The sequence below is a fragment of the Streptomyces niger genome (assembly GCF_000718305.1).
Lineage (GTDB): Bacteria > Actinomycetota > Actinomycetes > Streptomycetales > Streptomycetaceae > Streptomyces > Streptomyces niger.
Window position 1 is genome coordinate 72,535 of the sequence record NZ_JOFQ01000015.1, and the last position, 26,204, is coordinate 98,738.

22 protein-coding genes and 1 pseudogene are annotated in these 26,204 nt (G+C 71.5%); 11 read left to right on the forward strand and 12 right to left on the reverse strand.

Translation table 11 applies throughout. From position 1 onward, the window contains the following. Positions 1–113: 113 nt before the first annotated feature. Entirely contained in the window at positions 114–2,279 is a 2,166-nt protein-coding gene (locus tag IF20_RS26660; RefSeq protein WP_199896752.1) for an MMPL family transporter, read from the forward strand. A 179-nt stretch (positions 2,280–2,458) separates the two neighbouring features. Here IF20_RS26660 and puuE read toward each other — a convergent pair whose 3' ends face one another. The 3 genes from puuE to IF20_RS26670 all read right to left on the reverse strand — a co-directional run bounded on the left by puuE (position 2,459) and on the right by IF20_RS26670 (position 5,335). Then, positions 2,459–3,421 (reverse strand): allantoinase PuuE, encoded by a 963-nt coding sequence (gene puuE / locus IF20_RS26665; protein WP_052867889.1) that lies wholly within the window; start codon positions 3,419–3,421, stop codon positions 2,459–2,461. 108 nt (positions 3,422–3,529) lie between these two features. Then, positions 3,530–4,012, reverse strand: a complete 483-nt coding sequence (locus IF20_RS38180; RefSeq protein ID WP_110944578.1) for an integrase core domain-containing protein — start codon at positions 4,010–4,012, stop codon at positions 3,530–3,532. Positions 4,013–4,489: 477 nt separating this feature from the next. Next, complete coding sequence (locus IF20_RS26670) at positions 4,490–5,335, reverse strand: helix-turn-helix domain-containing protein (RefSeq protein ID WP_234426827.1); 846 nt, start codon at positions 5,333–5,335, stop codon at positions 4,490–4,492. A gap of 93 nt (positions 5,336–5,428) precedes the next feature. Here IF20_RS26670 and IF20_RS26675 point away from each other — a divergent pair, with 93 nt between their 5' ends. The 3 genes and pseudogenes from IF20_RS26675 to IF20_RS38185 all read left to right on the forward strand — a co-directional run. After that, on the forward strand, positions 5,429–6,205 hold the full coding sequence (locus IF20_RS26675) for an alpha/beta fold hydrolase (RefSeq protein WP_052867891.1): 777 nt from the start codon (positions 5,429–5,431) through the stop codon (positions 6,203–6,205). 295 nt (positions 6,206–6,500) lie between these two features. After that, entirely contained in the window at positions 6,501–6,644 is a 144-nt protein-coding gene (locus IF20_RS39340; RefSeq protein ID WP_199896755.1) for a hypothetical protein, read from the forward strand. Beyond that, positions 6,613–7,268: pseudogene (locus tag IF20_RS38185) on the forward strand (transposase); the annotation flags it as partial. The gene IF20_RS39340 and the pseudogene IF20_RS38185, both read left to right, overlap by 32 nt. A 237-nt stretch (positions 7,269–7,505) precedes the next feature. Here the strand turns inward: IF20_RS38185 and IF20_RS26680 are convergent. Next, on the reverse strand, positions 7,506–7,928 hold the full coding sequence (locus tag IF20_RS26680; protein ID WP_052867892.1) for a secondary thiamine-phosphate synthase enzyme YjbQ: 423 nt from the start codon (positions 7,926–7,928) through the stop codon (positions 7,506–7,508). Between the two features lie 118 nt (positions 7,929–8,046). On the opposite strand from IF20_RS26680, the gene IF20_RS40935 reads away from it, so the two are divergent. The 5 genes from IF20_RS40935 (at position 8,047) to IF20_RS26700 (ending at position 12,808) form a co-directional block, all read left to right on the forward strand. Continuing rightward, the gene (locus tag IF20_RS40935) at positions 8,047–8,127 is read left to right on the forward strand and encodes a putative leader peptide (RefSeq protein ID WP_361564494.1); all 81 of its coding nucleotides are present in this window, start codon (positions 8,047–8,049) and stop codon (positions 8,125–8,127) included. 250 nt (positions 8,128–8,377) lie between these two features. Continuing rightward, on the forward strand, positions 8,378–9,292 hold the full coding sequence (locus IF20_RS26685; protein WP_234426828.1) for an ABC transporter permease: 915 nt from the start codon (positions 8,378–8,380) through the stop codon (positions 9,290–9,292). After that, the gene (locus IF20_RS26690; protein WP_234426829.1) at positions 9,265–10,188 is read left to right on the forward strand and encodes an ABC transporter ATP-binding protein; all 924 of its coding nucleotides are present in this window, start codon (positions 9,265–9,267) and stop codon (positions 10,186–10,188) included. Before IF20_RS26685 ends, IF20_RS26690 begins: the two co-directional genes overlap by 28 nt. 342 nt (positions 10,189–10,530) lie before the next feature. Continuing rightward, entirely contained in the window at positions 10,531–11,592 is a 1,062-nt protein-coding gene (locus IF20_RS26695; RefSeq protein WP_052867895.1) for an ABC transporter substrate-binding protein, read from the forward strand. A gap of 103 nt (positions 11,593–11,695) precedes the next feature. Next, complete coding sequence (locus IF20_RS26700) at positions 11,696–12,808, forward strand: NAD(P)-binding domain-containing protein (protein WP_052867896.1); 1,113 nt, start codon at positions 11,696–11,698, stop codon at positions 12,806–12,808. 130 nt (positions 12,809–12,938) lie between these two features. Here the strand turns inward: IF20_RS26700 and IF20_RS26705 are convergent, their stop codons facing one another. From IF20_RS26705 to crtI, 4 genes are all read right to left on the reverse strand, one after another. Further along, positions 12,939–13,559, reverse strand: a complete 621-nt coding sequence (locus IF20_RS26705; protein ID WP_052867897.1) for an L-threonylcarbamoyladenylate synthase — start codon at positions 13,557–13,559, stop codon at positions 12,939–12,941. An 84-nt stretch (positions 13,560–13,643) separates the two neighbouring features. Further along, a complete protein-coding gene (locus tag IF20_RS26710) occupies positions 13,644–14,732 on the reverse strand; it encodes a DUF5914 domain-containing protein (protein WP_052867898.1) in 1,089 nt (362 codons plus the stop codon). Beyond that, positions 14,729–15,790: a phytoene/squalene synthase family protein gene (locus IF20_RS26715; RefSeq protein ID WP_110944579.1), complete on the reverse strand. Its 1,062-nt coding sequence runs from the start codon at positions 15,788–15,790 to the stop codon at positions 14,729–14,731. The genes IF20_RS26710 and IF20_RS26715 overlap by 4 nt, the downstream gene beginning before the upstream one ends. After that, entirely contained in the window at positions 15,787–17,328 is a 1,542-nt protein-coding gene (gene crtI, locus IF20_RS26720) for a phytoene desaturase family protein (protein WP_052867899.1), read from the reverse strand. Before crtI ends, IF20_RS26715 begins: the two co-directional genes overlap by 4 nt. Positions 17,329–17,663: 335 nt before the next feature. Here crtI and IF20_RS26725 point away from each other — a divergent pair, with 335 nt between their 5' ends. Beyond that, entirely contained in the window at positions 17,664–18,857 is a 1,194-nt protein-coding gene (locus IF20_RS26725; RefSeq protein WP_052867900.1) for a lycopene cyclase family protein, read from the forward strand. A 44-nt stretch (positions 18,858–18,901) separates the two neighbouring features. Next, positions 18,902–20,467, forward strand: coding sequence for an FAD-dependent oxidoreductase (locus tag IF20_RS26730; RefSeq protein WP_052867901.1), 1,566 nt, complete (start codon positions 18,902–18,904; stop codon positions 20,465–20,467). Positions 20,468–20,495: 28 nt separating this feature from the next. On the opposite strand, the gene IF20_RS26735 is transcribed toward IF20_RS26730, so the two are convergent. The 4 genes from IF20_RS26735 to IF20_RS26750 form a co-directional block, all read right to left on the reverse strand. Beyond that, positions 20,496–21,641, reverse strand: coding sequence for a cobalamin B12-binding domain-containing protein (locus IF20_RS26735; protein ID WP_110944580.1), 1,146 nt, complete (start codon positions 21,639–21,641; stop codon positions 20,496–20,498). After that, positions 21,638–23,323, reverse strand: coding sequence for a SpoIIE family protein phosphatase (locus IF20_RS26740; RefSeq protein ID WP_052867902.1), 1,686 nt, complete (start codon positions 23,321–23,323; stop codon positions 21,638–21,640). Before IF20_RS26740 ends, IF20_RS26735 begins: the two co-directional genes overlap by 4 nt. Before the next feature lie 356 nt (positions 23,324–23,679). After that, positions 23,680–25,335 (reverse strand): beta-N-acetylhexosaminidase, encoded by a 1,656-nt coding sequence (locus IF20_RS26745; RefSeq protein ID WP_110944581.1) that lies wholly within the window; start codon positions 25,333–25,335, stop codon positions 23,680–23,682. A 4-nt stretch (positions 25,336–25,339) separates the two neighbouring features. Then, positions 25,340–26,194 carry a carbohydrate ABC transporter permease gene (locus tag IF20_RS26750; RefSeq protein WP_052867903.1) on the reverse strand — a complete coding sequence of 285 codons (855 nt, stop codon included), beginning with the start codon at positions 26,192–26,194 and terminating at the stop codon, positions 25,340–25,342. Positions 26,195–26,204 lie beyond the last annotated feature (10 nt).

The following is a 26,204-nucleotide window of genomic DNA, read 5'->3' on the forward strand; positions in this document are numbered from 1 at the left end:
CAGCCATGACGATTTCGGCGCACCCGCGCTCACACCCCTCCGAGGAAGAGCCGTCGCCACCGCCCGCGTCAGGCCGCCTGGCAGCGGTCGCGCGCCTGTTGGCGCGTCGCAGAGTGCCCGTCTTCCTGCTGGTCGCGGCGGTGACCGTGGCCGCGGCCGGGTTCGGTTCGAGCGTGGTCGAACACCTGCGCAACGGTGGCTACACCCCGGAGAAGTCCGAGTCCGCCCGGGCCGACCGAATACTGGCCGACCGCTTCGACGCCGGCGCGCCCAACATGGTGCTGCTGGTCTCCGCGAGGTTACCGGTGGGCTACGCCTCGGTCGCCGAGGCCGGGGGCGCCCTCACGCGGGATGCTGCCTCGCGCCCCGGTGTGGTCTTCGCGCAGTCGTTCTGGACCACACACGACCCGTCGCTGCGTTCCGAGAACGGCCGTAAGGCACTGGTGCTGGTCAAACTCGCCGGAGACGAGGACCGCGCCACCCGTACGGCAAAGGAACTGGTCCCCGAACTGACCGGGGAGCGCGGGCCGATCGAGGTCACCGTCACCGGGCAGGCTCCGGTCAACCATCTGCTGGAGAAGCAGAGCGACGAGGACCTCACCCGCGCGGAGCTCCTGGCGGCCCCGCTGACCCTGCTCATCCTGCTGGCCGCCTTCGGCTCCCTCGTCGCCGCCTCCCTCCCCATGCTCGTGGGCGTGGTGTCCGTGGTGGGAACGCTCGCGGTGCTGCGCCTGCTGGCAGGGTTCACCGACGTGTCGCTGTTCGCGATGAACGTCACCACCGCGCTCGGCTTCGGACTGGCCGTCGACTACAGCCTCTTCATCGTCACCCGCTACCGCGAAGAGCTGGCGCGGGGGCGCGAGGTGCGGGAGGCCATCGCCGAGAGTCTGCGCACCGCGGGGCGTACGGTGCTCTTCTCCGCGCTCACCGTCGCCCTGTCCCTCGCCGCACTGCTGGTCTTTCCCGTCTACTTCCTGCAGTCCCTCGCGTACGCCGGTATCGCGGTGGTCGTCCTGGCGGCCCTGACCTCCCTGCTCATCCTGCCCGCGATACTCGCCCTCATCGGCCGGCGCATCGACCGACTCGATGTGTTCGCGCCACTGCGACGCCGCTTCGCCGGCTCCGGTCCCGGCTCGGCCAAGGCGAGCGTGTGGCACCGGCTGGTGACCGGGGTGATGCGCCGTCCCGTGCTGGCCGGCACAGGCGTGGCCGCTCTTCTCGTACTGCTGGCACTGCCCTTCGGACATGCGCGTTTCGGCCTCACCGACGACCGGATCCTGCCGCGCGGCAGCAGTGCCCAGCTCGCGGCCGAATCCGTCCGCAGCGAATTCGACCGGGCTGCCACCTCACCGGTGACCGTGGTCATGCCCGGTCTCGACCCCCGTGCGGAGCAGCGGGAACTGACCGACTACGCGCGCACGCTCTCCCAACTGCCCCACACCGTACGGGTGGACAGCGCGGCGGGCACCTGGGCCGAGGGCGAGCGCACGGCGGCGCCGGGCGCGGCCTCGGCCGCCTACGCCGCCCGTGACGACGACCGCGGCACCGGGCTGTCGGTGATCTCCGATGCGGGTGCCAACTCGGCCCAGGGCGAGGACCACGTCCGTGCCGTACGCCAGATCCCGGCCCCCTCCCCCGCTCTCGTGGGCGGTGAGGCCGCCTCCCTGGTGGACACCAAGGCCACCCTGGGGGACCGTCTGCCCTGGGCGGCCGCAGTGATCGCCGTGAGCATGTTCGCCCTGCTCTTCCTCTTCACCGGCAGTGTGGTGGTGCCGCTCAAAGCACTGGTGATCAACCTGCTCAGCCTGACTGCCTCGTTCGGCGCGATGGTCCACGTCTTCCAGGACGGTCATCTCAAGTGGCTGGTCGGCGACTTCGTCCACACCGGGCAGCTCGAGGTCACCGTCCCCATCCTGATGTTCTGCGTGGCCTTCGGGCTGTCCATGGACTACACCGTCTTCCTTCTCTCCCGCATCCGTGAGAAGTACCTGGTCACCTCCGACAACACCCGCGCGGTGGTCTTCGGCATCGACCACACCGGCCGGCTCATCACCGCCGCCGCCCTCGTCGTCGCCACCGTCCTGGCCGCACTCGCCACCTCGCAGCTCAGCCTGCTGAAACTGCTGGGCGCAGGTCTCGCACTGGCCGTCCTCGTCGACGCCACCCTCGTACGCGGCCTGCTCGTCCCGGCCACCATGCGACTCCTGGGACACGCCAACTGGTGGGCCCCACGCCCCCTCCGAAAGCTGCACGACAGGACCGGCCTCCACGACGCCTGACACACAGCCGCACCTGCCACGCGTACGTATGCCCCGTGCTCGCGGGCCGCCCCCGGCTCACGAGCACGGGGCATGCACACGCTCCCGGGAAGTGCTCGCGGCGCGCAACATTTCCCATGTCTGACTTGAGCTGCTCACCACTCCGCCGATTCTTCAGGCGGCCTCCCTTCCCCCGGTGGTCACAACTCCGGCCGTGGGTGGTGCTCGAGCCAGTGCTCGGCAATAGCGCCCCGAGTGACCACCCACACCCCGTCCTTGGCGGTGATGTAGTCGAGGAAGCGGCGCAGGGCGGGAAGCCGGCCAGGGCGTCCGACCATCCGGCAGTGCAGTCCGATGCTCATCATCTTCGGGCGGGCCAGCCCATTCGGATCGCCCTCGTCGTAGAGCGTGTCGAACTGATCGCGGAGGTACCGGTAGAACGGTTCGGCGTCGCTGTAGCCCTGGGGCAGGCCGAAACGCATGTCGTTGCAGTCGAGCGTGTAGGGCACCACGAGATGTGGTTTTTTGTCGCCGTCGGAGTTCTTCACCAGCATCCAGAACGGCAGGTCGTCACCGTAATAGTCGGAGTCGTAGAGCAGCCGTCCGTCATCGACGACGAGGCGGCGGGTATTCGGCGAATCCCGTCCCGTGTACCAGCCCAGCGGCCGCCTGCCGGTAAGCCTCTCGATGATGTCGAGTGCCTGCTGCATGTGGGCCCGTTCGATCTCCTCGGGCACCTCCTGGTAGTGGATCCACTTGAGTCCGTGGCAGACGATGTCGTGGCCACGGTCGAGGAAGGCTTCGGTGACGTCTGGAGCGCGTTCGAGGGCCGTGGCGACTCCGAACACGGTGAGAGGCAGGTTGAACCGGTCGAATTCCCGCAGGATTCGCCAGACCCCTTGACGCGAGCCGTACTCGTATACCCCGTCCATCGACATGTGCCGCTCGGGGTAGGGGCTGGGATTGAACATCTCGGACAGGAACGTCTCGGCCGTCGGATCGCCGTGGAGCACATTGTTCTCCCCGCCCTCTTCGTAGTTGAGGACGAACTGCACGGCGATGCGCGCTCCCCCGGGCCATTTCGGGTCATACCCGTCCTGCCCGTAACCGACAAGGTCGCGGGGGTAGTCAGCGGTGCTGTCATAGAACGGCGATTGCGACATCAGGATCCTTTCACGAGCGTGCACCGATCGACAGAAAACAGGTCGGTGACTGAAGGAGCGTTCGGGGGCCCTCAGCGACATGGGTTACTTCGGCGACCACCTCCAGGCCTATGAGGGCCGGACGTTGGCGACGCCGGTGGTGAGTCGAGATGCTGCCGGTCGACCGCCGGTGGCACTGTGGGGTCGACGCCAGTTGTAGCGGATGTTCCACCCGTCGAGGGCGGCTATGCGTTCGTCCTCGCAGTTGTACGTGCGGGCGTGGAGGAGCCCCTCGGCCATGATCCGCGGTTGACGCTCGACCTTGCCGTTGCGGCGTGGGGTGCAGGGCTTGGTGTGTTGTTTTCGGGTCTTGGCTCCGACGATGCTGGCGAAGCCGCCGGACCTGCAGCAAGCGCCGTTGTCAGTGCCGCGGTGGATGTGAGTGATGCCGTGCGCGGCGAAGCAGCCCTTGGTCCCGCTGCGAAACCGCCCAACTCGGAGCATGCGGGCCGCGGGCGCTTCCTGTCCAGCAGCGCCCCGCATCACCGGTCCGCCACGCCGCTGAGCGCGACCGACGGCCCCGTAGTGATCCTCCGACAGTTTTCCGGACATGTGTCAGATGGCACGACGGAAGTACTCCGGCCAACCTCCGCCCCCGGGTCACCAGCGACGCACTGACAAGAACTGGAACGGGAGTGGTCCCCCTCCACCGCACGTGCGCGCAGATCCATTCGTTGCCGCAGAACAGAGGAGGCTGAGTCGGCCGAACTTCCCCTCTACGGTCCCACCGAAGCGGCCGGCCAACGGAGGAAGCTCAGCCGGACCTGGCGTCGCGGGTTGCCCCCGTTCGTGTCCGCCAGCCTCCGCTGAAGCAACTCTGTCCCTATCCCCTCGGCGCAGAGGGCCCAAGGTGCGGCCGCGGCTGGCGCGGCCGGTCGACGGCGGGGCTCCCAGCCAGCCAGTACTCACTCAGAGGTCGCGCGGGTAGGCACGGGGCGCCGATGCGGAGAAGGCAAGCACGGGGTTCCGGTGATCACGGGGTTGTGACGCCACGTGATCATAGATGTGAGTGTTGTTGTGGGTACCTCCTCACTCGGTGGCCACCGTCGCCTGCCACGCGCCCGGGCGTTTGCCTGTGGCCTTGTGGAAGAACACCGAGAAGTTGGATGCGTCGGGGAAGCCGAGTATGTCGGCGCAGCGGGCGGCGGTGAGGCGGTCGTGTGCGAGGAGCCGCTTCGCTTCCAGAGTGATCCGTTCGACGATGTACGCCTTCGCGGTGCGGCCGGTGGCCTGTTGCACCGCTCGTGAGAGGGTGCGAGGCGCGTAACCCAGGGTGCGGGCGTAGTAGCCGGCGTCGTGGTGTTGCCGGAAGTGTGCTTCGACGCTGGAGCGGAACAACCGGAACGCCGGATGAGTGAGCCGTGCTTCGGCGTGCGGTGGGTGCAGCCGGGTGATGAGCGCGGAGAGCAGGATTTCGGGCAGCTCCGTCGAGGAGTCACTGGGTGGGGCGGATGCTTCGAGGAGGAGATGGCTGCGCGCCGCGTCGGCGAAGGGCCAGTCGGCGTCGGGGATGCTCCAGTGCGCGGCCGGGTCCGGGGAGGCGACGAGTTCTCGGGTGGCGTGGGTGACCGGCGCGGTCGGCACGAACAGCACGAGGTGCCCTGCCACGTCGGCGATGTCGTCCCACCGGTGCACCGCGCCGGGTGGGATCCACACCGCGGATCGATCTCGGAGCGGGTGGCGGTGGAAATCGACGGTGACTGAGCCGGGTCCGGTGTCGATGACGGCAAGGACGTGGAAGTCGGCGCGCTGCGTGCCGCCGTCGTTCAGCTCGCGAAGGCGGCCGAACGTCATCGTCTCGACCGCGGCGGCGCGGCGTGCCGCGGGCTGGTAGGTCATTTGCCGGATCACGCTCACGTGTCCAGTTTCCACCATCGGGCGACCAGTCTCGCCGATGCCCCGTCCGGGTGCGGAAGTTTCAATGAATACACAGGGCAGCCGCCCAGAGCACCGACCGGAAGAGCCACCGTGAACACGACGCAGCAGACGCTTCTGCCCACTTACGACCATCGGCCGGGGACCGGACCGACCCTGGTGTTCCTGCACTATTGGGGCGGTTCCGCCCGCACCTGGGACCTCGTCGTCGACCGCCTGGCGGGCCGTGACGTGCTCACGGTCGACTTTCGCGGATGGAGCCGGTCGAGCGCTCTGCCCGGTCCCTACACGCTCGGTCGGCTCGCCGACGACACGCTCGCCGTGCTCGCGGATGCGGGGGTCACCGACTACGTCCTGGTGGGGCATTCGATGGGGGGCAAGGTCGCACAGCTGGTCGCGGCCACCCGGCCCGCCGGCCTGCGCGGCATCGTCCTCGTCGGTTCCGGCCCGGCGAAGCCCGCCGCACAGGTCACTCCCGAGTACCAGGAAGCCCTGTCGCACGCCTACGACTCCGCCGAGTCCGTGGCCGAGGCACGGGATCACGTCCTCACCGCGACCGAGCTGCCCGCGCCGGTCAAGGCGCAGATCGTGACCGATTCGCGGACCGTTACCGACGCCGCCCGCACCGAGTGGCCGCTGCACGGCATCGCGCAGGACATCACCGAGCACACGCGCATGGTCAGTGTGCCCGCTCTCGTCGTCGCCGGAGAACACGACCAGGTGGAACCCGTCGGCGTGCTCCGCGACAACCTGGTGCCCTACCTCTCCCACGCCGACTTCGTGGTGGTCCCCCGCACCGGTCACCTGATCCCGCTGGAAGCCCCGGCCGCCCTCGTCGACGCCATCACCGCATTCGCGCCGGCCGCCTGACCGTCCCCGCGGCCCGACGACGGGCTGTGCTCCTGATCACCCGCCCACGGGGCCGGGTCTACCGAGCGGGCGGGGTCAGCGCCCCGTGCCTGCCGATCGGGCTGCTCGGACGTCCCTTCGTCCACTCCGCGAGGGCGCGCGAGACCACCGAGCCGTTGGAGCCGGACCCCCTCATCAGGGGTGCGACCCGCCTGTCAGATCTCGGTGTCGGGGCCCGCATCATGCCGAGCCGGGGCACACCGCCGGCTCCGTCTCTGTCCTCACCGACCACGGCGATCTGGTCGCCGGAGACCTCGTGGCCACCCCGTTCCTGGGCTTCGGCAAGCGACCCGCCAACCCGCCCTTCCACGACGACCGGCTCGGCAACCTCGCCGGCCTGCGCGAGATGCCGGCCCTGGCCCCCACCGAACTCGACCTGCTCGGCCACCACAATCCGTAACCGTCGCAACGAGTGGATTCGTCTCGGAGTCCTCGCTCGATTGAAGCAGATCGCGCTGGAGTCCTACGACCGAATCGTTGGTCCGGTTCTCGACCAGATCGCCGTCGATGGATCGATCACCAAAGCCCCGGCGGCGGCGAGACGGCCGGACGTTCCCCGGTCGACCGCGGCAAGCAAGCCATCAAACGCTCCGGCATGACAGACGGTCACGGCATCTCACTGGGCCATGTCCTGGCTGGGGCCAACCGCCACGACTCACCATCGCTCGCCCCGCCCCTGGACCGCCTCGACGAACTTGGGTCGTTACCCGACGACATCACCATCCGTCTGGACGCCGGCTACTACTCCGCCACAACCCGCACCCTGCTCGACGGCCGCAACTTGCGCGGCCGGATTGCATGCGAAGGAGAGAAAGGACCGATTCAGGCAAGTCGACGGTGGCACGTGGAGCGCACCCACGCCCGGCAAAACGCCTTCCACCGCCTCGCCCGATCCTGCGAGCGTCGACTCACCGTGATTGACGGCTCCTTCGACCTCGCCGACGCCGTCATCACCGTACGTGGCCTGATCCGCCAAGCATGGAGGACCCACCGCTGGAAGGCACGCCCTCACCTGCGCCCATGAGCAGACGCCCTGTCTGCCCATCTGCGCGAGTTCTTAAGGCGATCTCCAGCCAGGCCCCTTCGGCGTGAGGCCCATGGCAACCGGGAGCCAGCAGGCATCAACCAGTCCGGAAGCATGCCGTCGCCGTGCGAGGAAACCGGGTCACGTGCGGCTCTGCTGTAGGCACCTCCGGCCCACATGTCTGACCCGTTTGGCGCGGCCGGACTCCATCTCTGGAGTCGTCACCCCGCGCCCCCTTCAGCCAAGAAACGACAGCCGGACCTGACGCCGCGGATTATCCCCGTTCGTGTCCACCAGACATACCGACTGCCACGTGCCCAGGGCCAGGTCGCCGTTTACTACGGGGAGGGTGGCGTGGGGTGGGACGAAGGCCGGGAGGACGTGGTCGCGGCCGTGGCCGGGGCTGCCGTGGCGGTGGCGCCAGCGGTCGTCGGCCGGGAGCAGGTCGCGCAGGGCGCCGAGCAGGTCGTCGTCGCTGCCGGCGCCGGTCTCGATGATGGCGATGCCGGCGGTGGCGTGCGGGACGAAGACGTTCAGCAGTCCGTCCCGGCCGGCGGCCGCTTCGGCGAGGAAGGCCGAGCAGTCGCGGGTGAGGTCGTACACGGTCTCGTTGGAACCGGTGCTGACGTTCAGTACGTGGGTCGTGAAGGCGTTACTCATACTTCCCATGATCGGTGATTCATCGGGGCGGAGACGGGCTGACACACTGCCGCAACAAAGGTCCACTGACCGAGACGGTAATTGACCGGTCTTCGTCCACGCGGCTACGTTCTGCGACATGTCTACGTCAGCCTTGCTCACCACGCGCGGTCACATCGACCTGCTGCGGGTGGCCTCCGCCGCCTGTCGCGGCTGCTGACGCACTTTCAGAGGCGACCCTCGGCTGCTGCCCTTCAGCGTACGTAGCGTTGTTCAACTCGATGCCTGTCGTGCCTGTCGCGATCGTTGTGCCTGGCGCGTTCGTCGTGCCTGGCGCGTTCGTCGTGCCTGGCGCGTTCGCTGTACCCGTTGCGCCTGTTGTGCTCATTGCCTTCAGCGGGGCCTCTTTGTCCGGATGGCTGGACGTAGCTCCCCTTTCTTGCCTCTTGCCTCTCGCTCGTGGAGCCTTCATGTCACTCGATCAGGCCATCGTGGCCGATCAGTCTTCTGCGCCGCCCGATAAATCCCTCGTATCGGCTTCTTCGGCCCCGGGCCCGGAGTCGTCCTCGGCTTCCGCCGGGCCCGAGCTCGTCACGCTCGTGCCGGTTTCGGCGCGGCGTCGGGCCGTGCCGCGCTGGTTGCGGCGCACCGTGGGGCCGGTGGGGTTGCTCGTGCTGTGGCAGGTGCTGAGCGGGACGGGCGTACTGCACCCCGACATCCTCGCCTCCCCCGGCACCATCGCCCGTACCGCCGGCAGCCTCGTCTCCGACGGCACGCTGCCCTCGGCCATGCTGGTGTCGGTTCAGCGCGTACTGGTCGGCCTGGTGCTCGGCGGTATCGCCGGCGTCGCGTTGGCACTCGCGTCCGGGCTGTCGCGGCTGGGTGAGGACCTGGTGGACGCGACCGTACAGATGCTGCGGTCCATCCCGTGGGTCGGCGTCATCCCGCTGTTCATCATCTGGCTGGGCATCGGCGAGGCGCCGAAGATCGCGCTGATCGCGCTGGGTGTCGCCTTCCATCTGTACCTGAACGTGTACGCCGGGATCCGTGGCGTGGACGCCCATCTGGTCGAGGCGGGGTCCTCGCTGGGGCTCGGGCGCTGGGGCCTGGTCCGGCACGTCGTACTGCCGGGCGCGCTGCCAGGTGCCATGACCGGCCTGCGGTACTCGCTGGCCACCGCGTGGCTCGCACTCGTCTTCGGCGAATCGGTCAACGCCGACGACGGCATCGGCTTCCTCATGAACCAGGCACGGGAGTTCTTCCGTACCGACGTGATCGTCGTCTGCCTGATCGTCTACGCGCTGCTCGGCCTGTTCGCCGATTTCCTCGTCCGTACCCTCGAAAGGTTTCTGCTGCAATGGCGACCGACGTTCACGGGACAGTGAGCCCGAAGTCCGTGGGGGCGCCCGCCGCGGGCACTGCGCTCGCCCCCTCCCCCACCGACTTCGACACCGCTCCCGATGTCGATACCGATACCGATACCGATACCAATGATGTCGAGGTCGAGGGAGGTGTTGGTGTCGAGGGCGGTACCGATGCCGGGTTTGTGGAGGGTGGCTCCGCGGCCGTACGGGTGGCGGGGCTGACCCGGTCGTTCGACGGACGGGCGGTCATCGACGGTCTCGACCTGACCGTGCGGCCGGGCGAGTTCGTCGCGCTGCTCGGCCGCAGCGGCTGCGGCAAGTCGACCCTGCTGCGGGTGCTGGCCGGGCTGGACCGGGAGATCGAGGGCGAGGTGTCGGTACCGCGCCGCTCGGCCGTCGCCTTCCAGGCACCGCGTCTGATGCCGTGGAAGAGGGTGTGGCGCAACGTCCTGCTCGGGTTGCCCGGCCGCGCCGAACGCGCCGTCGCCGAGCGGGCGTTGGGGGAAGTGGGGCTCTCGCACCGTACCGACGCGTGGCCCAAGACGCTCTCCGGCGGCGAGGCCCAGCGCGCATCGCTGGCCCGCGCCCTGGTGCGCGAGCCCGACCTGCTCCTGCTCGACGAACCGTTCGGCGCGCTGGACGCACTGACCCGTATCAAGGCGCAGCGACTGGTGGCGGAGCTGTGGCAGCGGCGCGGGTGCGCGGTGCTGCTGGTCACCCATGACGTGGAGGAGGCGCTGCTGCTCGCGGACCGCGCGGTGGTCATGGACCGGGGCGTGATCGCGTACGAGACCGCCATCGACCTGCCGCGCCCTCGGGACATCACCGACCCGCGGTTCGCGGCACTGCGCGGCCGGCTGCTGGAACGGCTGGGCGTGGACGACACGGAGATCACCCACGAGAGTCCCGATGCCTGACGACACGGCGACTGCCTGACGACATGGCGGTTGCCTGACGCCCTGGCGGCTGCCTGACGCCCTGGCGGTTTGAGGACATGTCGGCATGACGATCCGGCGACCCGACGGCCCAGCGAACGGTGACCGCTGACCGACGACCGGTGACCGGCGACCGGTGACCGGCGACCGGCGACCGGCGACCTGATGAACGACCTGACGACCTGGCGGTCCGATGTGTCGCCGTCCCGATGACCCGCCCCGATGCCCCGCCTCGATGGCCCGTCCCGGTGACCCGCGTCAGCCCGACGCCCCGTCCCGAACCGAACCGAACCGATGAACAGAACGACGAACGGAAACGCTGTGATGAGAACCCGCCGACCGGCCCCGGCGCTCGCGCCCGCCGCCCTGCTGCTCCCGCTCGCGCTGCTGCTGACGGCTTGCGGTGGCGCGTCCCGGGCGGACGGCGGCGCGGCGAGCGGCAAGGGCAGCGGCTCCGACGGCAAGGGCTCGCTGACCCTGCACGTCGGCGATCAGAAGGGCGGTTCGGAGGCGGTGCTGCGTGCCGCCGGGGAACTGGACGACCTGCCGTACCGCATCGAGTGGTCGACCTTCACCTCCGGTCCGCCGTTGCTGGAGGCACTCAACGCGGGTGCCGTCGACATCGGCGGGGTCGGCAACACACCGCCGGTCTTCGCCGCCGCCGCGCAGCAGAAACTCAAGGTCATCGCCGCCACGCACAGCTCCTCGGCGGGCGAGACGATCCTGGTGAAGAAGGACTCGCCGCTGAAGCGGCCGGCCCAGCTCAAGGGGAAGACGATCGCCGTGGCGCAGGGCAGCTCGGCCAATTACCAGCTCGTCGCCTCGCTCAAGAAGGCCGGCCTGACGACGAAGGACGTCAAGCTGAGCTATCTGCAGCCGGCCGACGCACTGGCCGCGTTCACGCGGGGCCGGGTGGACGCCTGGGCGGTGTGGGATCCATACACCTCGCAGGCGCTGGACCAGGCCGACGCCCGCGTCCTGACCACCGGGAAGGGCGTCGTCAACGGCCTGTCCTTCCAGGTGGCCGCGCCCGCCGCGCTGCAGGACAAGAAGAAGGCCAAGGCCCTCAAGGACTACAACGAGCGGTTGCGGCGCGCCCAGGCCTGGGTGTTCAAGCACCCGCAACGGTGGGCCGAGGTGTGGGCTAAGGAGACGGGGCTGCCGGAGAAGGTGGCGCTGGACGCGGTTCGGCGGACCCGCGGCACGGCCGTACCGGTCGCCATCGACAAGGCAGCCATCGCTTCCGAACAGCAGATCGTTGACACGTTCGCCGATATCAAGCTGATCCCGCGCTCGTACTCCTTCGAGAAGTACGTCGACACCCGCTTCAACGGCGACCTGCCGCCGTCGAGCACGGCGCCGCGGTCATACGGCAAGGTGGACTGAGCGGGCAGGAGGCCCCTCACCACGGATCGGGCGATGCCCGTGCGGGAAGACAGGGCGATGCCCGTGCGGGAAGACAACGGCCTCCGTCTCCGTTGGTACCGACATGAACTACGCCAGCGGAGCCCATGACGTCGACGTTGTCGTCATCGGTGCAGGTCAGGCCGGGCTGGCCGCCGCATTTCACCTGCGGCGGCTCGGCTACGTGCCCGACCGGGACTTCGTGGTCCTCGATCACGCGCCGCGGCCGGGCGGCGCGTGGCAGTTCCGCTGGCCGACCCTGACCTACGGCAGGGTCCACGGCATGCACGCGCTCCCCGGTATGGAACTGACCGACGCCGACCCCGCCCGCCCCTCCGCCGAGGTCATCGGCGAGTACTTCACCGCCTACGAGGACGCCTACGGGCTGCGCGTCCACCGGCCTGTGCACGTCACCGCGGTGCGCCCGGGGCCGGAACCCGGCGGCCGGCTGCTCGTCGAGTCCTCGGAGGGGGTGTACGCGGCCCGGGCGCTGGTGAACGCGACCGGTACCTGGGACCGCCCGTTCTGGCCCCACTTCCCCGGTCAGGCGCGCTTCCGCGGTCGCCTGCTGCACACCGCCGGCTACCGGGGGCCACAGGAGTTCGCCGGGCAGCGCGTCGTCGTGGTCGGCGGCGGCACCTCCGCCGTACAGCATCTGATGGAGATCGCCGAGGTCGCTGCGGACACGGCCTGGGTGACCCGGCGGCCGCCGGCCTTCCGGGAGGGGCCGTTCGACGAGGACCGGGGGCGCGCCGCGGTGGCCCTGGTGGAGGACCGCGTCCGCCAGGGGCTGCCGCCGCGCAGCGTGGTCTCGGTCACGGGCCTGCCGATGTCCGAGGAACTACGCCGGGCCCGGGAGCGGGGCGTACTCGTGCGCCGGCCGATGTTCGACCGGATCACCGAGACCGGCGTCCACTGGCCCGAGGGCGCGCGGGAGGATGGCGTCACCGCCTTCGACGCCGACGCCATCCTGCTCGCCACCGGTTTCCGCCCCGTCATCGACCATCTCGCCCCGCTCCGCCTTCGGGGCGCCGGCGGCGGCATCCGCATGGCCGGTACCCGTGTCGCGGACGACCCGCGCATCCATCTCGTCGGCTACGGCCCCTCGGCCAGCACCATCGGCGCGAACCGAGCGGGCCGGGCGGCGGCACGCGAGATCCACCGGCTCCTGGAAGCCGACGTCCCGGCCGCCGCCTGAGCGGCTACCGGTGACGACATCCGGCCATCACCCGATATCACTCGAAATCGCAATCGAAATCGCTCGAGATCGCTCGGACCACGGAAGCGCCGCCCGCTGATCACTCGAACCGCGAGACGGCGACCATCGGTCACTCGAACCGCGAGACGTCGCCCGCTCCCCTGCGGACGATCTCGGGTTCGTCGCCGGAGAAGTCGATGACCGTGGTCGGCTCGGTGCCGCAGTCGCCGGAGTCGACGACCGCGTCCACCACGTGGTCGAGCCGTTCCTTGATCTCCCAGCCCTGCGTCAGCGGCTCCTCCTCGCCGGGCAGCAGCAGGGTGCTGGAGAGCAGCGGCTCGCCCAGCTCGGCGAGGAGGGCCTGCGCGACGGTGTGGTCCGGGATGCGGACGCCCACGGTCTTCTTCTTCACGTGCAGCAGCTTGCGCGGCACTTCCTTCGTCGCCGGGAGGATGAAGGTGTAGCTGCCGGGAGTCGCGGCTCTGATCGCCCGGAACACGTCGTTGTCGACGTGGACGAACTGCCCGAGCTGCGCGAAGTTCTGGCATACGAGCGTGAAGTGGTGGCGGTCGTCGAGGTGCCGGACCGACCGGATCCGGTCGATGCCGTCGCGGCTGCCCAGCTGGCAGCCGAGGGCGAAACAGGAGTCCGTCGGGTAGGCGACGAGCGCACCGGACCGGATGTTGTCGGCCACGGTCGTGATGGTGCGCGGTTGCGGGTTGTCGGGGTGCACGTCGAAGTACTTCGCCATCCACCGACCTTAGGTGATGTGATCGAAACCCGCATCAAGGTACGGGTGCGGCCGGATACCGCTTTCCTCAGCCCTTTCCGCCGCTCAGCCGGGGAAGCGGTGGGTGTTGCGGAGGTGCCAGCGGCGTTCGGCGTAGGCCAGGTCGTCGCGCCAGAGGCGTCCGGCGACGGCTCGCATGAGGGGGCGCAGTACGGGGGCCGCCTTGCGGGCCGCCGCGAAGCCGGGGCGGTCGGAGGCGGCCACCACCGCTTCGATCACCGCGGTCCGCGGGCGACCGCGGTCGTCGGGCGCGAGCGGGGTGGCGTGGGTCTCGACCACGGAGCTCTGGCCTTCTCCGTCGGTGATGTGCATGACCACCGTGCGGGGTTCGGGTGCGGTGAACACCGCCCGGACGGGCACCACGAGGCGGCCGGCGAGCCGGAAGGACACATCCACCGCGAAGCCGTCGTCGGAGGCAGCGAGCCCGTCGCCGGGGGCTGCGAAGCCGTCCTCATCGGTGTCCGCACCGTCCGCGGAGGCGTGCTCCTCGGCGTCCTTTCCGTCCGGGGCCGTCACGACGGTGAGGTCGACGAAGGAGTACGGGTGGAACCAGGCGCCGTGCCAGGGGTCGAGGCGGTTGGCCACGACATCTTCCGGTTCGCACATGCCGAAGCCGGTGTAGACCGCCGCCACCGCTTCGGCCGGCGGTGGGCGTCGCGGGATCACCGGTTCGGCCAGCGGCTGCTCGCCGCCGACGGCGTCCAGGCGTACCCAGACCAGTACGCCGTCGTCGTGCACGGGCAGCGGTGACCAGCCCGCGAACGGGTGGCCGTCCAGGGCGAGTCCGTGCCAGTGGCAGACGAGCCTGCCGCAGCGTACGGGGCTGTCGCGCAGGGGCGCGCCCAGGTGGGGGCAGGCGCCCGGGCCGGCGACCAGGCGTCCTTCGGGGCCGCGCCAGATGACGACTTCGTGTCCCGCGACGGTACGGGCCAAGGGGCGCGCGGGGCCGACGTCCCGGGTGGCGCCGACCACGTACCAGTTGCCCGAGGGGCGGGCCGATGCACGCTTCAGCGCCGCGGCGATCACCGTGGGCCTGGCGTCGCGCCAGGTCGGCCGCTGACGGTCCCAGGGTACGGGGGAACGGCGCAGGCTGAGCGGGTAACGTCCGCGTGCGGGGCGGCCGTCGGCGGTCATCCGGCCTCTCCCGTTCCGGCGGGGCGCAGAGGGGGCTTGCTGATGGCCGACTGCCGAAGGAGGGGCCTGCTCTCGCCCGCCCGAAGGAGAGCTGCGCCCGCGGCACCTGGTAGTGGCGGGGTGCTGCCTGCCCGTAGGCGGGCGGCCGTGACGCGGGCGAGGCCGTCCAGGGCCACGGCAGCCCGGCGGCGCCTCGGGACGACGGCGCGTCGGTGGAGTACGGCGTGGCCCTCGGCGGCGATGGTGTCCAGGATCGCCCCGTAGAGCACGAAGGCGGTGCGGATGCAGGGGCGCGCCACCGGGTCCAGCATCGCCAGTCCGGGGGCGGCCTCCCGGTAGACGCCGCGGGTGAGGTGCTCGGCGGCGCGCAGCGCTTCGGTGATGCGCCGGTCGGCCCGTCCGGTGTCCCGGCTCCACCGGAGCAGCGCGCGGTCGACGTCGTACGCGGCGAGGAGGTCCGCCGGCAGGTAGATCCGGCCCCGGTCCAGGTCCTCCCCCACGTCCCGGAGGAAGTTGGTGAGCTGGAAGGCCATGCCCAGCGCGGCGGCGTGCGGGGCCGCCCGTTCGCGTGGCACGACCGTGCCGAGCACGGGCAGCATCTGCAGTCCGATCACCGCGGCGGAACCGTGCATGTAGCCACGCAGCTCTTCGTAGGTGGCGTAGTCGGTGACCACCAGGTCGTCGCGCATGGACGCCATGAAGTCGGTGAAGTGGCGGTGGTCGATCCCGTACCGTGCGGCGGTGTCGGCGAGGGCGTGCACCACGGGCTCGGTGCTGTGCCCGTCGCGCAGCCCCGCCTCCAGGGCTTGTCCGAGGCGCAGCAGGGCCGCACGCCGCTCTGTGGGGGGCGTGCCGTCGTCCAGGTGGTCCACGATGTCGTCGGCCCAGCGGGCGAAGCCGTACAGGGCGTGCACGGCGGGGCGGCGGGCCGGCGGCAGCAGGCGCGTGGCGAGGAAGTACGTCCTGCCGTGCCGGGCGTTCAGGTACCGGCAGCGGGTGTACGCGTCGCGTAGGGCCGGGTCGGTGATGCCGGCGGCATCCAGCTCGCGGTCGGTCATCGCCGGGTGCCTTCCGTGGCCGGACGCAGGGCCCGGGGGCGCGCGCGGGGGCGGGGCGGCGGGCCGGTCACCCGGTGGGCCGCCAGTTTGCCGGAGAGCAGGACCGTCGGTACGCCGACTCCCGGGGTGGTGCCGCAGCCCGCGAGGACGGCGTTCTCGGTGCCGCCGACCAGGTTGCGCGGGCGGAACGGGCCGGTCTGCGCGAAGGTGTGGGCAGCGGAGAACGGGGTGCCGGCGGCGTGCCCTTGCGCGTGCCAGTCGGCCGGTGTGACCAGGCACTCCTCTTCGACTGCGGCGGCCAGGCCGTCGAGTCCGCGGCGTTCCAGTTCGCCGAGGAGCCGCGCCCTGTAGCGCGGCGCGAGGTCGCTCCACTGAGCCGCGCTCGGCCCGATGTCCGTGTTGGGGCAGGGCGCCAGGATGTAGTGCAGGTGGCGCCCCGGTGGCGCGAGTGCGGGGTCGGTGGCGGTGGGGCGGGTGATGAGCAGGGACGGGTCGGTCATCGGGCGGCCGGTCCTGGTGAGCTCCTCGAAGGTGCGCCGCCAGGCGTGCCCGAAGGACAGCGTGTGGTGCGCGAGGTCCGGCCAGGTGCGGTCGGTGCCCGCGTGCAGGACGACCGCGGAGGGCGAGTGGCGCAGCCGTACGGGGCGCCGCGGGCGGCGGCCCAGCAGCCGGTAGGCGACGGGCAGATCGGGGGTGAGGACGACCGCGTCGCACGAGATGCGGCCCTGTGAGGTGACGACGGCGGTGATGCGGTCGCCGGAGCGTTCCAGCCGGGTGACGTCGTGTGCGTACCGCAGGTCGGCGCCCGCCTCGGCGGCGGCGTCCGCCATGGCCTGAGGAAGGGCGTGCATGCCGCCGCGCGGGAAGTACACGCCGGCAACGGTGTCCATGTACGCGATGACGGCGTACGCGGCCAGGGCGCGGGCCGGCGGGACGCCCGCGTACAGGGCCTGGAAGGTGAAGACCCGGCGCAGCCGCTCGTCGCTCAGGTGGCGGCCGATCCGGGCGTCGAGCCGGCCGAAGCCGCCCAGTGCGGCGAGCCGGGCCAGGTCCGGGTTGAGCAGTTGGAGCGGCGAGTCGAAGTTGGCGTCGATGAAGCGCCGCATCTGGGCCCGGTAGACCTGCTCCAGCCAGCCGCGCAGGCGTCGGTAACCGGCCGCCTCCCGGGGCCCGGCGAAGCGTTCGATCTCGGCCTCCATCGCCTCGGCGCCGGTGTGCACGTCGAGCCGGCTGCCGTCGGCGAAGTGCGCGCGGTAGGCCGGGTGCAGGGGCACGAGGTCGACGCGGTCGCGGAGGCTGTCGCCGACCGCAGCGAAGGCCTCGTCGGCGAGGTCGGGCATGGTCAGGACGGTGGGGCCGGTGTCGATGCGGTAGCCGCCGCGCTCGATCCGTCCGGCCCGGCCGCCGGGCAGCGCGCCGCGTTCGACGACCGTGACCCGTCGCCCGGCGCCGAGCAGGTGCAGGGTGGCGGCGAGTCCGGCGAGTCCGGCGCCGACCACCACGACGTGGTCGGTACGGCCGGGCAGGGTCCTGGTCATCGTGTTCCTCCGTCGGCCGCGGCGGGGTGGCGGACGCTGTGCGCGACGAGCCGTTCCATCTTCACTGCCGGTGCCCCGCGAACGGCGATCGACACGAGGGCGGGCCGTACTTCGGCGAGAACCGCCTCTCGGTGCGGTGCGGGCAGCGCCCGTAAGGTCGCGCTCACCGCATCCCCGTGTGGCGAGAACAGCGCCCTACATGGGTGCGCCTCCGCGTGCCGCGTCTCTTACGGGCCGTGTGGCACGGGATCCTTCGGGCAGCCGCGTGTCGGGCGCCCGAACGGCGGGCCGCGCGCTCGGGTGGCCCGCGCCGTCGTACCGGAGGAGGAAGTGCCGTGCTCGATGCCGATGTCGCCGTCGTGGGGGCGGGGGCCGCCGGCCTCTCCCTGGCCCACCGGCTCTCGGCACCCGGGGGCGGCGGCCGGCGGCCCACGGTGGCGCTCATCGACGCGCCGCCCGGCCCGCTGCGCCCACCCCGGCGGACCTGGTGCTTCTGGGAGCCGGGCGACGGTGCGTACGAGGCGGCGGTCACCGCGTCCTGGCAGCGGCTGTCCGTGCACGACCATCGGGGCGGCACCACGTCCGGCTGCATCGCGCCGCTGCGCTACAAGATGATCCGGTCGGAGGACTTCGAGGCGCTGGTGGCGCGCGACCTGGCGGAGCGGCCCGGGGTCCGCCGCATCGAGGCGGCGGTCGAGGAGGTGCGGGACGTACCCGAAGGCGCCGAGGTGCGCGGCACCACGGCCGAGGGAAGCCGGGTGTCCGTGACCGCCCGGTGGGTGTTCGACTCGCGGCCCCTCGGAAGGCTGCCGGCGGCCCGCACCACGCTGCTCCAGCACTTCCGCGGCTGGTTCGTCCGCACCGAGCGGCCCGTCTTCGACCCTCAGGTGGTGCGCCTGATGGACTTCCGTACCCCGCAGCCCCCGCACGGCCTGTCGTTCGGATACGTGCTGCCCACGGGGCCGCACACCGCCCTGGTGGAGTACACCGAGTTCTCGTCGGCGCCGCTGACCACGGAGGCGTACGAAGCGGCGCTGCGCCACTACACCGAGGACGTGCTCCGCCTGGGCGGCCTGTCCGTCACCGGCACGGAGACGGGCGTGATCCCCATGACGGACGCCCCGTTCGCGCGGCGGACCGGGCCCGCCGTCTTCCGTATCGGCGCGGCCGGCGGTGCCACGCGGCCCGCCACGGGGTACACCTTCGCGGCCGTCCAGCGGCAGACGCGGGCCATCGCCGCCGCCTGCCGCGCGGGACGCCACCCCGTTCCGCCCCCGCCGCACCGGGCGCGGTCCCGGGCGATGGACTCCGTACTGCTGCGCGCGCTGGACACCGGGAGGGTGGACGGGGCCGACTTCTTCGCTCGGCTGTTCCGCCGCGTGCCCGCGGAGCGGCTGCTGCGCTTCCTGGACGGCCGTACGCGGCTGCACGAGGACCTGGCGATCGGGCTGCACACCCCCGTCCTGCCGATGCTCCGCACGGTGGCCGAGCTGCCGCTGCTGCCCCGCCGCCCCTTCCCGGGGCCGTGAACCGCCCCCACCACCACGCACCTTCGGGTGACCAAGGAGGCTCCATGCTCGTGCCGCGCGACGAGGCACCCGTCGCCGCCCGCCGTGGCCGCGACCGGCGCGCCCGCGTCCTGCCGCCCCGTCCGGGCCGCCCCCGTATCGAGGGCGCACCGCCCACCACGGCGGTGGTCGGCGGGGGCATCGCCGGACTGGCCGCCGCCACCGCCCTCGCCGAGCGCGGCGTACGGGTGACGCTGCACGAGCGGGAGGCGGCCCTCGGGGGTCGCCTCGCCGGCCGGCCCACGGAGCTCGCCGACGGCAGCGGGGTGACGATGAGCCGGGGCTTCCACGCGTTCTTCCGGCAGTACTACAACCTGCGGGGGCTGCTGCGTCGGGCCGACCCCGGACTGGAGGCGCTGACCGCGCTGCCCGACTACCCGCTGCGGCACAGCAGCGGACTGCGGGACGGCTTCCGCCGGGTACCGCGGACGCCGCCCTGGAGCGCGCTGGGTTTCGTGGCGCTCAGCCCGACCTTCCGCGCCCGCGACCTGCTGCGCATGAATCCGGTGGCCGCCCTGCCGCTGCTGGACGTCCGGGTGCCCGACGTCTACGAAAGGCTGGACGGCGTCAGCGCGCGGGACTTCCTCGATGCCATCCGTTTTCCGGCGGCCGCGCACCACCTCGCCTTTGAGGTCTTCTCGCGCAGCTTCTTCGCCGACCCTCGCGAGCTGTCGGCCGCGGAGATGGTCCTCATGTTCCACATCTACTTCCTCGGGTCCAGCGAAGGGCTGCTCTTCGATGTGCCCGGCGAACCGTTCCCGGCCGCCCTCTGGGAGCCGCTGGCGCGCTACCTACGGGGCCACGGTGCCGAGTTGCGTACGGGCAGCCCGGTGGACGGCGTGGCGCCCGCGCCGGACGGCGGGTTCACCGTGACCGGTCCGGCGGGCTCCCGGCACCACGACGCGGTGGTGCTCGCACTGGACACCGGAGGGCTGCGCTCGCTGGTCGACCGCTCCCCCGGTCTGGGGGACGCCCGGTGGCGCGGGCAGGTGGCCCGGCTGCGTACGGCACCGCCGTTCCTGGTGTCGCGGCTGTGGCTGGACCGGCCCGTCGCGCCGGAGCGGCCCGGCTTCCTCGGGACGAGCGGCTTCGGCTCCCTGGACAACGTCAGCGTGCTGGACCGCTGGGAGGGCGAGGCGGCCCGCTGGGCCGCGCGCACCGGCGGCTCCGTGGTGGAGCTGCACGCATACGCGCTGCCCGAAGGGGCCGACCGCGCGCGGGAACAGGAGCGGCTGGTCGGGCAGTTGCACGCGGTCTACCCGGAGACGCGCGCGGCCCGGGTGGTCGACGCACGGCACGAGTGGCGCGCGGACTGCCCGCTGTTCCCCGTGGGCGGGCACACCGACCGGCCCACGGTGCGCACACCGCACCCAGCCCTGATGGTCGCGGGCGACCTCGTCCGTACGGATCTGCCGGTGGCGCTCATGGAGCGCGCGGCGACCTCCGGCTTCCTCGCCGCCAACGCCCTCCTGGAGCGCTGGGGAGTACGGGGCCAGACCCTGTGGACCGTGCCGGACCGGGGGCGTTCCGCCCCGCTGCGGGCACTGGCCAAGTGGCGGCGGGGCGGATGACGAGCCGGTCGGGCAGGGCAACGGCCGGTCACCCGGGCCGTTCCGGGTCCGGCGGCGGCATGCTGTCGATGTGGGCGGCCAGCGCCTCGTGGGCCCGGTGGAGCACGCCGGTCGCCCGGGGGAAGTCCTTCACCTGCCCGCCGATGAGGTTCAGGGCGGGGAACAGGCAGTCGGGCGGCACGTCACGGGCGGCGAGGATGTCGGCGGTCCAGCGGATGAAGTCGCCGAAGAGGGCGTCGTCGTCCACGTAGAGGGCGGTGGCGAGGAAGTTCACGATGTGCGCGACGTCCTCGGCGGTGTACTGGCGCTGCCGCTCGGTGTAGGTCTTCATGGCCGGCACGTGGTCCTCCAGCGCGGCCAGCGTGTGCTGGACCAGTTGCACCGTGGACCGGGTGAGGAGCGTGTACTCCTGGTCGTCGAGGTGGGCCAGGTCGTCGACCGGCTGCCGTACGGCCGTGGGGTCGGGCCGTACGAGCCCCTCCTCCAGCCGGTCGGCAGCGCCGCGCGCGTCACCGGCCCAGGCCGCGCCGAGCAGGCGTGCGTACCGGCCGTCGCGCCCCAAGGCGGCGCCGCCCGCCAGCACGGGAACCCCCGCCGACCGGCAGGCGTTGAGGGTGGTGTGGACGGTGGGGAGCCGGTCGGCTAGGGAGGCGGAGAGAGCGACGGCAGCGGCGCCGGTGTGGTGAAGGTGCGCGATGAGGTGCGGAGTGGGGACGTGGGCGCCGAGGAAGTCCACCTGCCAGCCCCGCAGTGTGAGGACCTCGGCGAGCAGTCGCGCGGGCAGCGCGTGCCACTCACCCGCCACGCAGGCGATCGTCAGCCGCCGGTCGGTGGACCGGCCGTTCCTGGGGGCGCGGTCGGGGCGGTCGGCGACGCGGAGGGCGAGCGCGGCCACCACGCGGTCGTTGACGGCCGTGGCGGCGTGTTCCTGCGCGACGGTGATCCGGTTGGCGGCCCACTCGGTACCGACCCGTCGCTGGACGTGTGTGACCGCGTCGAGCAGGACCGTCTCGACGGTCAGGCCGTCGTCGACGGCGGCGTGGGCGGCCCGGACGGCGGCGTGCTCGTCGCCCACCGAGACGGCGTCCCACAGCCGGGTTCGTGCGGTGTCCAGTGCCGGAGCGGCATCGGAGGACGAGGAGGAAGAAGAGGAGGAAGAAGGAGAACTGGTCATGTCGTGCACCTACCTGGTGGGTGTTCGCTCGCCGCGGTGTGGGCGGTGCGGGGAGCGGTGATCGCGACGACGGCCATGTCGTCGTGACGTCCCTGACCGATCCACTGCGTGGCGAGCATCTGAATCCGTTCGACGACCGCCTCGGCGGGCATGCCCAGGCACTCCGCCAGGGCGTTCCGCAGCCGCCGCTCACCGAACATGGCTCCGCCCAGCGGTCCGCCCTTGGCTTCCGTGATGCCGTCGGTGTACATCAGGCACGTCTCGCCCGGCGCGAGCTCGACCTCGACCGTCTGCGCCTCGATCTCCGACAGCACCCCGACGAGCGTTCCCCGGGTGTCGGCCTCCTCGACCGTGCCGTCGGTCCGCACGATCATCGGTGCCGGATGTCCGGCGCAGGTCAGTCGTAGCCTGACCCGGTCGGGCAGGCGCAGCGCCGAGGCCAGTACGAGCGTGGCGAAGCGGGCGTGCTGGGAGGCGACGAGCGCGCCGTTGAGGAGGCTGAGGACGCGGTGGTGGTCGTCGGCCATGGGCAGCAGCGCCTGCAGCGTGTTGCGGATCTTGCCGGTGAGGACGGCGGCGTCCAGACCCTTGCCGCACACGTCGCCCAGGACGACGAAGGTCTCCTGCCCGCAGTCGCTGCCGGGGTGGACGTCGTAGAAGTCGCCGCCCACCCGGGTGCCGTGGCCCGACGGGCGGTAGCCGCCGGCGAACTGCACGCCGTGCACCTGACGCAGGGTGGGCGGCAGCAGCTCCCGCATCAGGGTAGCGGTGATGCTCGCCTGCTCGGCGTAGAGCCTGACGACCGACCACGCGGCTCCGGCCCGGGCTGCGAACAACCGGGCGAAGGCTTCCTCGCTCTCGCTGAAGCCGGCGTTCTCCCGGCCGCGCAGCAGGACCAGCGCGCCGGTGGGTACGCCGTGCCCCGGGAGCGGGGTGACCACGACCGAGCCGACGGAGCCGGCCAGGGCGCCGGGCACCAGCCAGTCGGGGAGTGCGCCGGGGTCGATCCAGCGTCCGGACACCGGTGGCAGCCCCTGCAGTGCTTCGCTCAGCCCGGGCACGTGACCGGGGTCCGCGTCGACCGTCCGGCGCACCACGCCGCCCGTGGCGCTGCTGGAGATGACGGACAGCCGGTGGTTGGTCGTCGAGGGGATCACCACCGCCGCGTCCGCGAGGTGACGCGCGGCCAGTTGCGCGGTCACCGTCGTGCACCGTTCGACGTTCATGCAGGCCAGCAGGGCGTTGGAGACCTCGGACAGCAGCAGGGCGCGTTGCCGCTCGGTCCGTAGGGCGGTTTCGGCCAGCCTGCGGTCGGTGATGTCGATGAGCCACCACGCGACCTCCCCCTCCTCGCCGACGGTCGGGTACGCCTCGAAGGCCCGTCCGCCGGCGTCGCCGTACATCGGCCGCATGGATTCGTGTCCGGGGGACAGCAGGGCTTCCTGTCCCCCGGAGAGAACGAGATCGGTGAGGTAGCGGTGGGCATCGGCCAGCCATGCCGGTGCGACGTCCTGCAGCCACGCCCCGTCGACGGCACGGGGGAAAAGGAGCAAAGCCGCGCGGTTCACCTCCCGCACGGCGCCTGAGGTGTCCGCCACCAGTACGGGGTACGGAGCGGCGCCCCTTGCGGTACCGAGTCCGACCCCGTGGTGGTCGGCAGCAGCACCCTTGAAAGTCTCCACGAGTCTCCACAAGCGGACACGAGTCCCCGAGCGGGGCGCACGGCTGCGGCCCCCCACCTCCCGGCTTCCGGCTTCCGGCTTCACACCGTTCTGGGGACCCTCCCGTACCTGCCCCGCCGCGGCAACCGCTCCTCCGGATAACTTCGATGCCGCAGCAAAGCTGATTGAACACCCGCTCATGATGGGCCGATTCATGCCCACCTCTGCCCGTATGGGATTCCGCTTCTGACCGGCCACCAGGTGCCGCGAGGTCAGGCGTCGACCCGACCGACGCCGCCGGAAGCCCTGCCGGCGCTGAGGGAGGCCGGCGACGGGCACGGCGGTGGTGCTTCCTCGGTCGACCGTGGACGAGCGCCTTACCTCTGCGGCGGCACGCCGTCGATCGGGCGGCCGAGTACGCCGGGGCGGCGCTGCCGGGGCAGCGGGCCGCCGGGCGGGCGGTAGTCGACGCCGAGGGCGTCCAGGCGGGCGTAATGGGCGGTCATACGGGTCTCGAACGCGGCGTAGTCCCGCTCCGCCGGCGCCGGGAGCCGCGACCAGGCGACCTCGGCGAACGCCGCGAGCCGGGGGAAGACCTGGTAGTCGACGCGGGCGCGGTTCTGCATGACCTCGGTCCAGACGTTGGCCTGGGTGCCCAGTACGTGGCGGGCCGCCTCGGGAGAGAGCCCCGGCGGCAGGGGTTCGAACCGGTACACGTCCTCCAGGGTGCGGACGTAGCCGATGGGCATCGGCTCGTCGGGGCCGCCGTGTTGCCGGTGGTCCAGATACACCTGCTGCTCGGGGCACATCACGACGTCGTGCCCGGCCTCGGCGGCGGCGACGCCGCCCGCATAGCCGCGCCAGGAGGAGACCGCCGCGCTCCCGGGGAGGCCGCCTTCCAGGATCTCGTCCCAGCCGATGAGGCGGCGTCCGCGGGCGGTCAGCCAGTCGTCGAAGTGGCGGAGGAACCAGGACTGGAGGGCGTCCTCGTCGGCCAGGCCGAGGTCCGCGATCCGCGCCTGGGCCGTCGGGGAGCGCCGCCATTCGTCCTTGGGGCACTCGTCGCCGCCGAGGTGCACGAAGGGTGAGACCTCCACCGGGAAGAGGTCGAGCACCTCCTCCAGGACGCCTTCGTAGAAGCGCAGGGTGGCGTCGGTCGGCGCGAGGAGGTGCGGGCTGACGCCCCAGCTGTCCCAGACCTCCAGCGCCGAGGTGTCGACGGCGTCGGTATTGCCCAATTCCGGGTAGGCGGCGATGGCGGCCTGCGAGTGGCCGGGTATGTCGATCTCCGGGACGACGCGGATGTGCCGTGCGGCGGCGTAGGCGACGATCTCTCGGATGTCGTCCTGCGTGTAGTACCCGCCGTGCGGCGTCTCGTCCCACAGCTCCGAAGCGCGGTGGCCCCACTTGGTCCGCGGGCGCCAGGACCCGATCTCGGTCAGGCGCGGGTACCGCTCGATCTCGATACGCCAGCCCTGATCGTCGGTGAGGTGGAAGTGGAAGACGTTCAGCTTGTGCGCGGCGAGCAGGTCGAGACAGCGCAGGACGTCGTCCTTGGGCAGGAAGTGCCGCGCCACGTCGAGCATCAGGCCGCGCCAGCCGAACCGGGGCCCGTCCTCGATCCGTACGGCGGGCAGGCTCCGGCCCCCTTCGGGGGCGATGGGCGCGCGGCGGAAGGCGTCGGGGCCGAGGAGTTGGCGCAGGGTCTGGGCGCCCCAGAAGACGCCGGCCGGGTCGCCACCGGTGATCCGTACGGAGCCGTCGACGGTGTCGAGCCGGTAGTGCTCCGCGGGGAGTTCGGGGTTGACGGTGAGGGTGATCGTGCCGGGCGCACCGGCGCGGCCGGGCGGCAGCGGCAGGTCGAGCGCGCCGCCCAGGGTGGTGCGCAACCACCGTTCGGTGGTCGCGGTGCCGGGGCCGGCCGCGAGTGCGGTGCCGGCGTCCAGCGTGCAGCCGGCGCCTGGGGCGGCGTCCATGTGCACGGGTGCGGGGAGGAGTGCGGGGTGCGTGGTGCCGGTCGTCGAACGCTTCATGGAATCAGTCCTTGACCGCGCCGCCGAGCCCGGAGACCAGGCGGCGCTGTACGAGTACGAAGAAGACCAGGACCGGGACGGTCATCACCGTGGAGGCGGCCATGATTCCGCCCCAGTCGTTCTCGTCGGGCTTGAAGAAGACCAGCAGTGCCATGGGCAGTGTGGACTGAGAGACGTCGCTGATGAGGAACGACTTCGCGAACAGGAAGTCGTTCCAGGTGGAGATGAAGGAGAAGACGCTGGTCGCGGCCAGGCCGGGGAAGACCAGCGGGAAGAGGATGCGCCACAGGAAGCGGGCGCGGCTCGCGCCGTCGATGGCGGCCTGTTCCTCCAGGGCCTCGGGCACCGCCTTGACGAAGCCGCGCAGCATCCAGATGGCGAACGGCAGCGAGAAGGCGAGGTGCGGCAGGATCAGCGAGCCGAGGGTGTTGAGCTGGCCGAAGTCGCGCATGAGGAAGAACAGCGGGATGGTCAGCGCCTCGACCGGCACCATCTGTGCCACCAGGAACATGATCAGCAGGGTGGTGCGGAACCGGAAGCGGAAGCGGGTGACCGCGACGGCGGCCAGGAAGGCGATCAGCGCGGAGGCGACGACGACCGTGCCCGCCACGAGCAGGCTGTTGAGGAAGTACCGGCCGAAGTCCTGCTGCGCGAAGACGCGCCGGAAGGCGTCGAGGGAAGGGTCGAGGGTCCAGGGGCGTGGCTCGGTGGACTGGATCTCGCCGGCCGGTTTGAAGGCCGAGAGCACCATCCAGTACAGCGGGAAGGCGACGAGGGCGGCGATGAGGACGGCGGCGGCCTCGGCGGCGAGCCGGCCGGGCCGTCGGATGCGGAGACGACGGGCGCGGGGACTACGCATGTGGAACGTT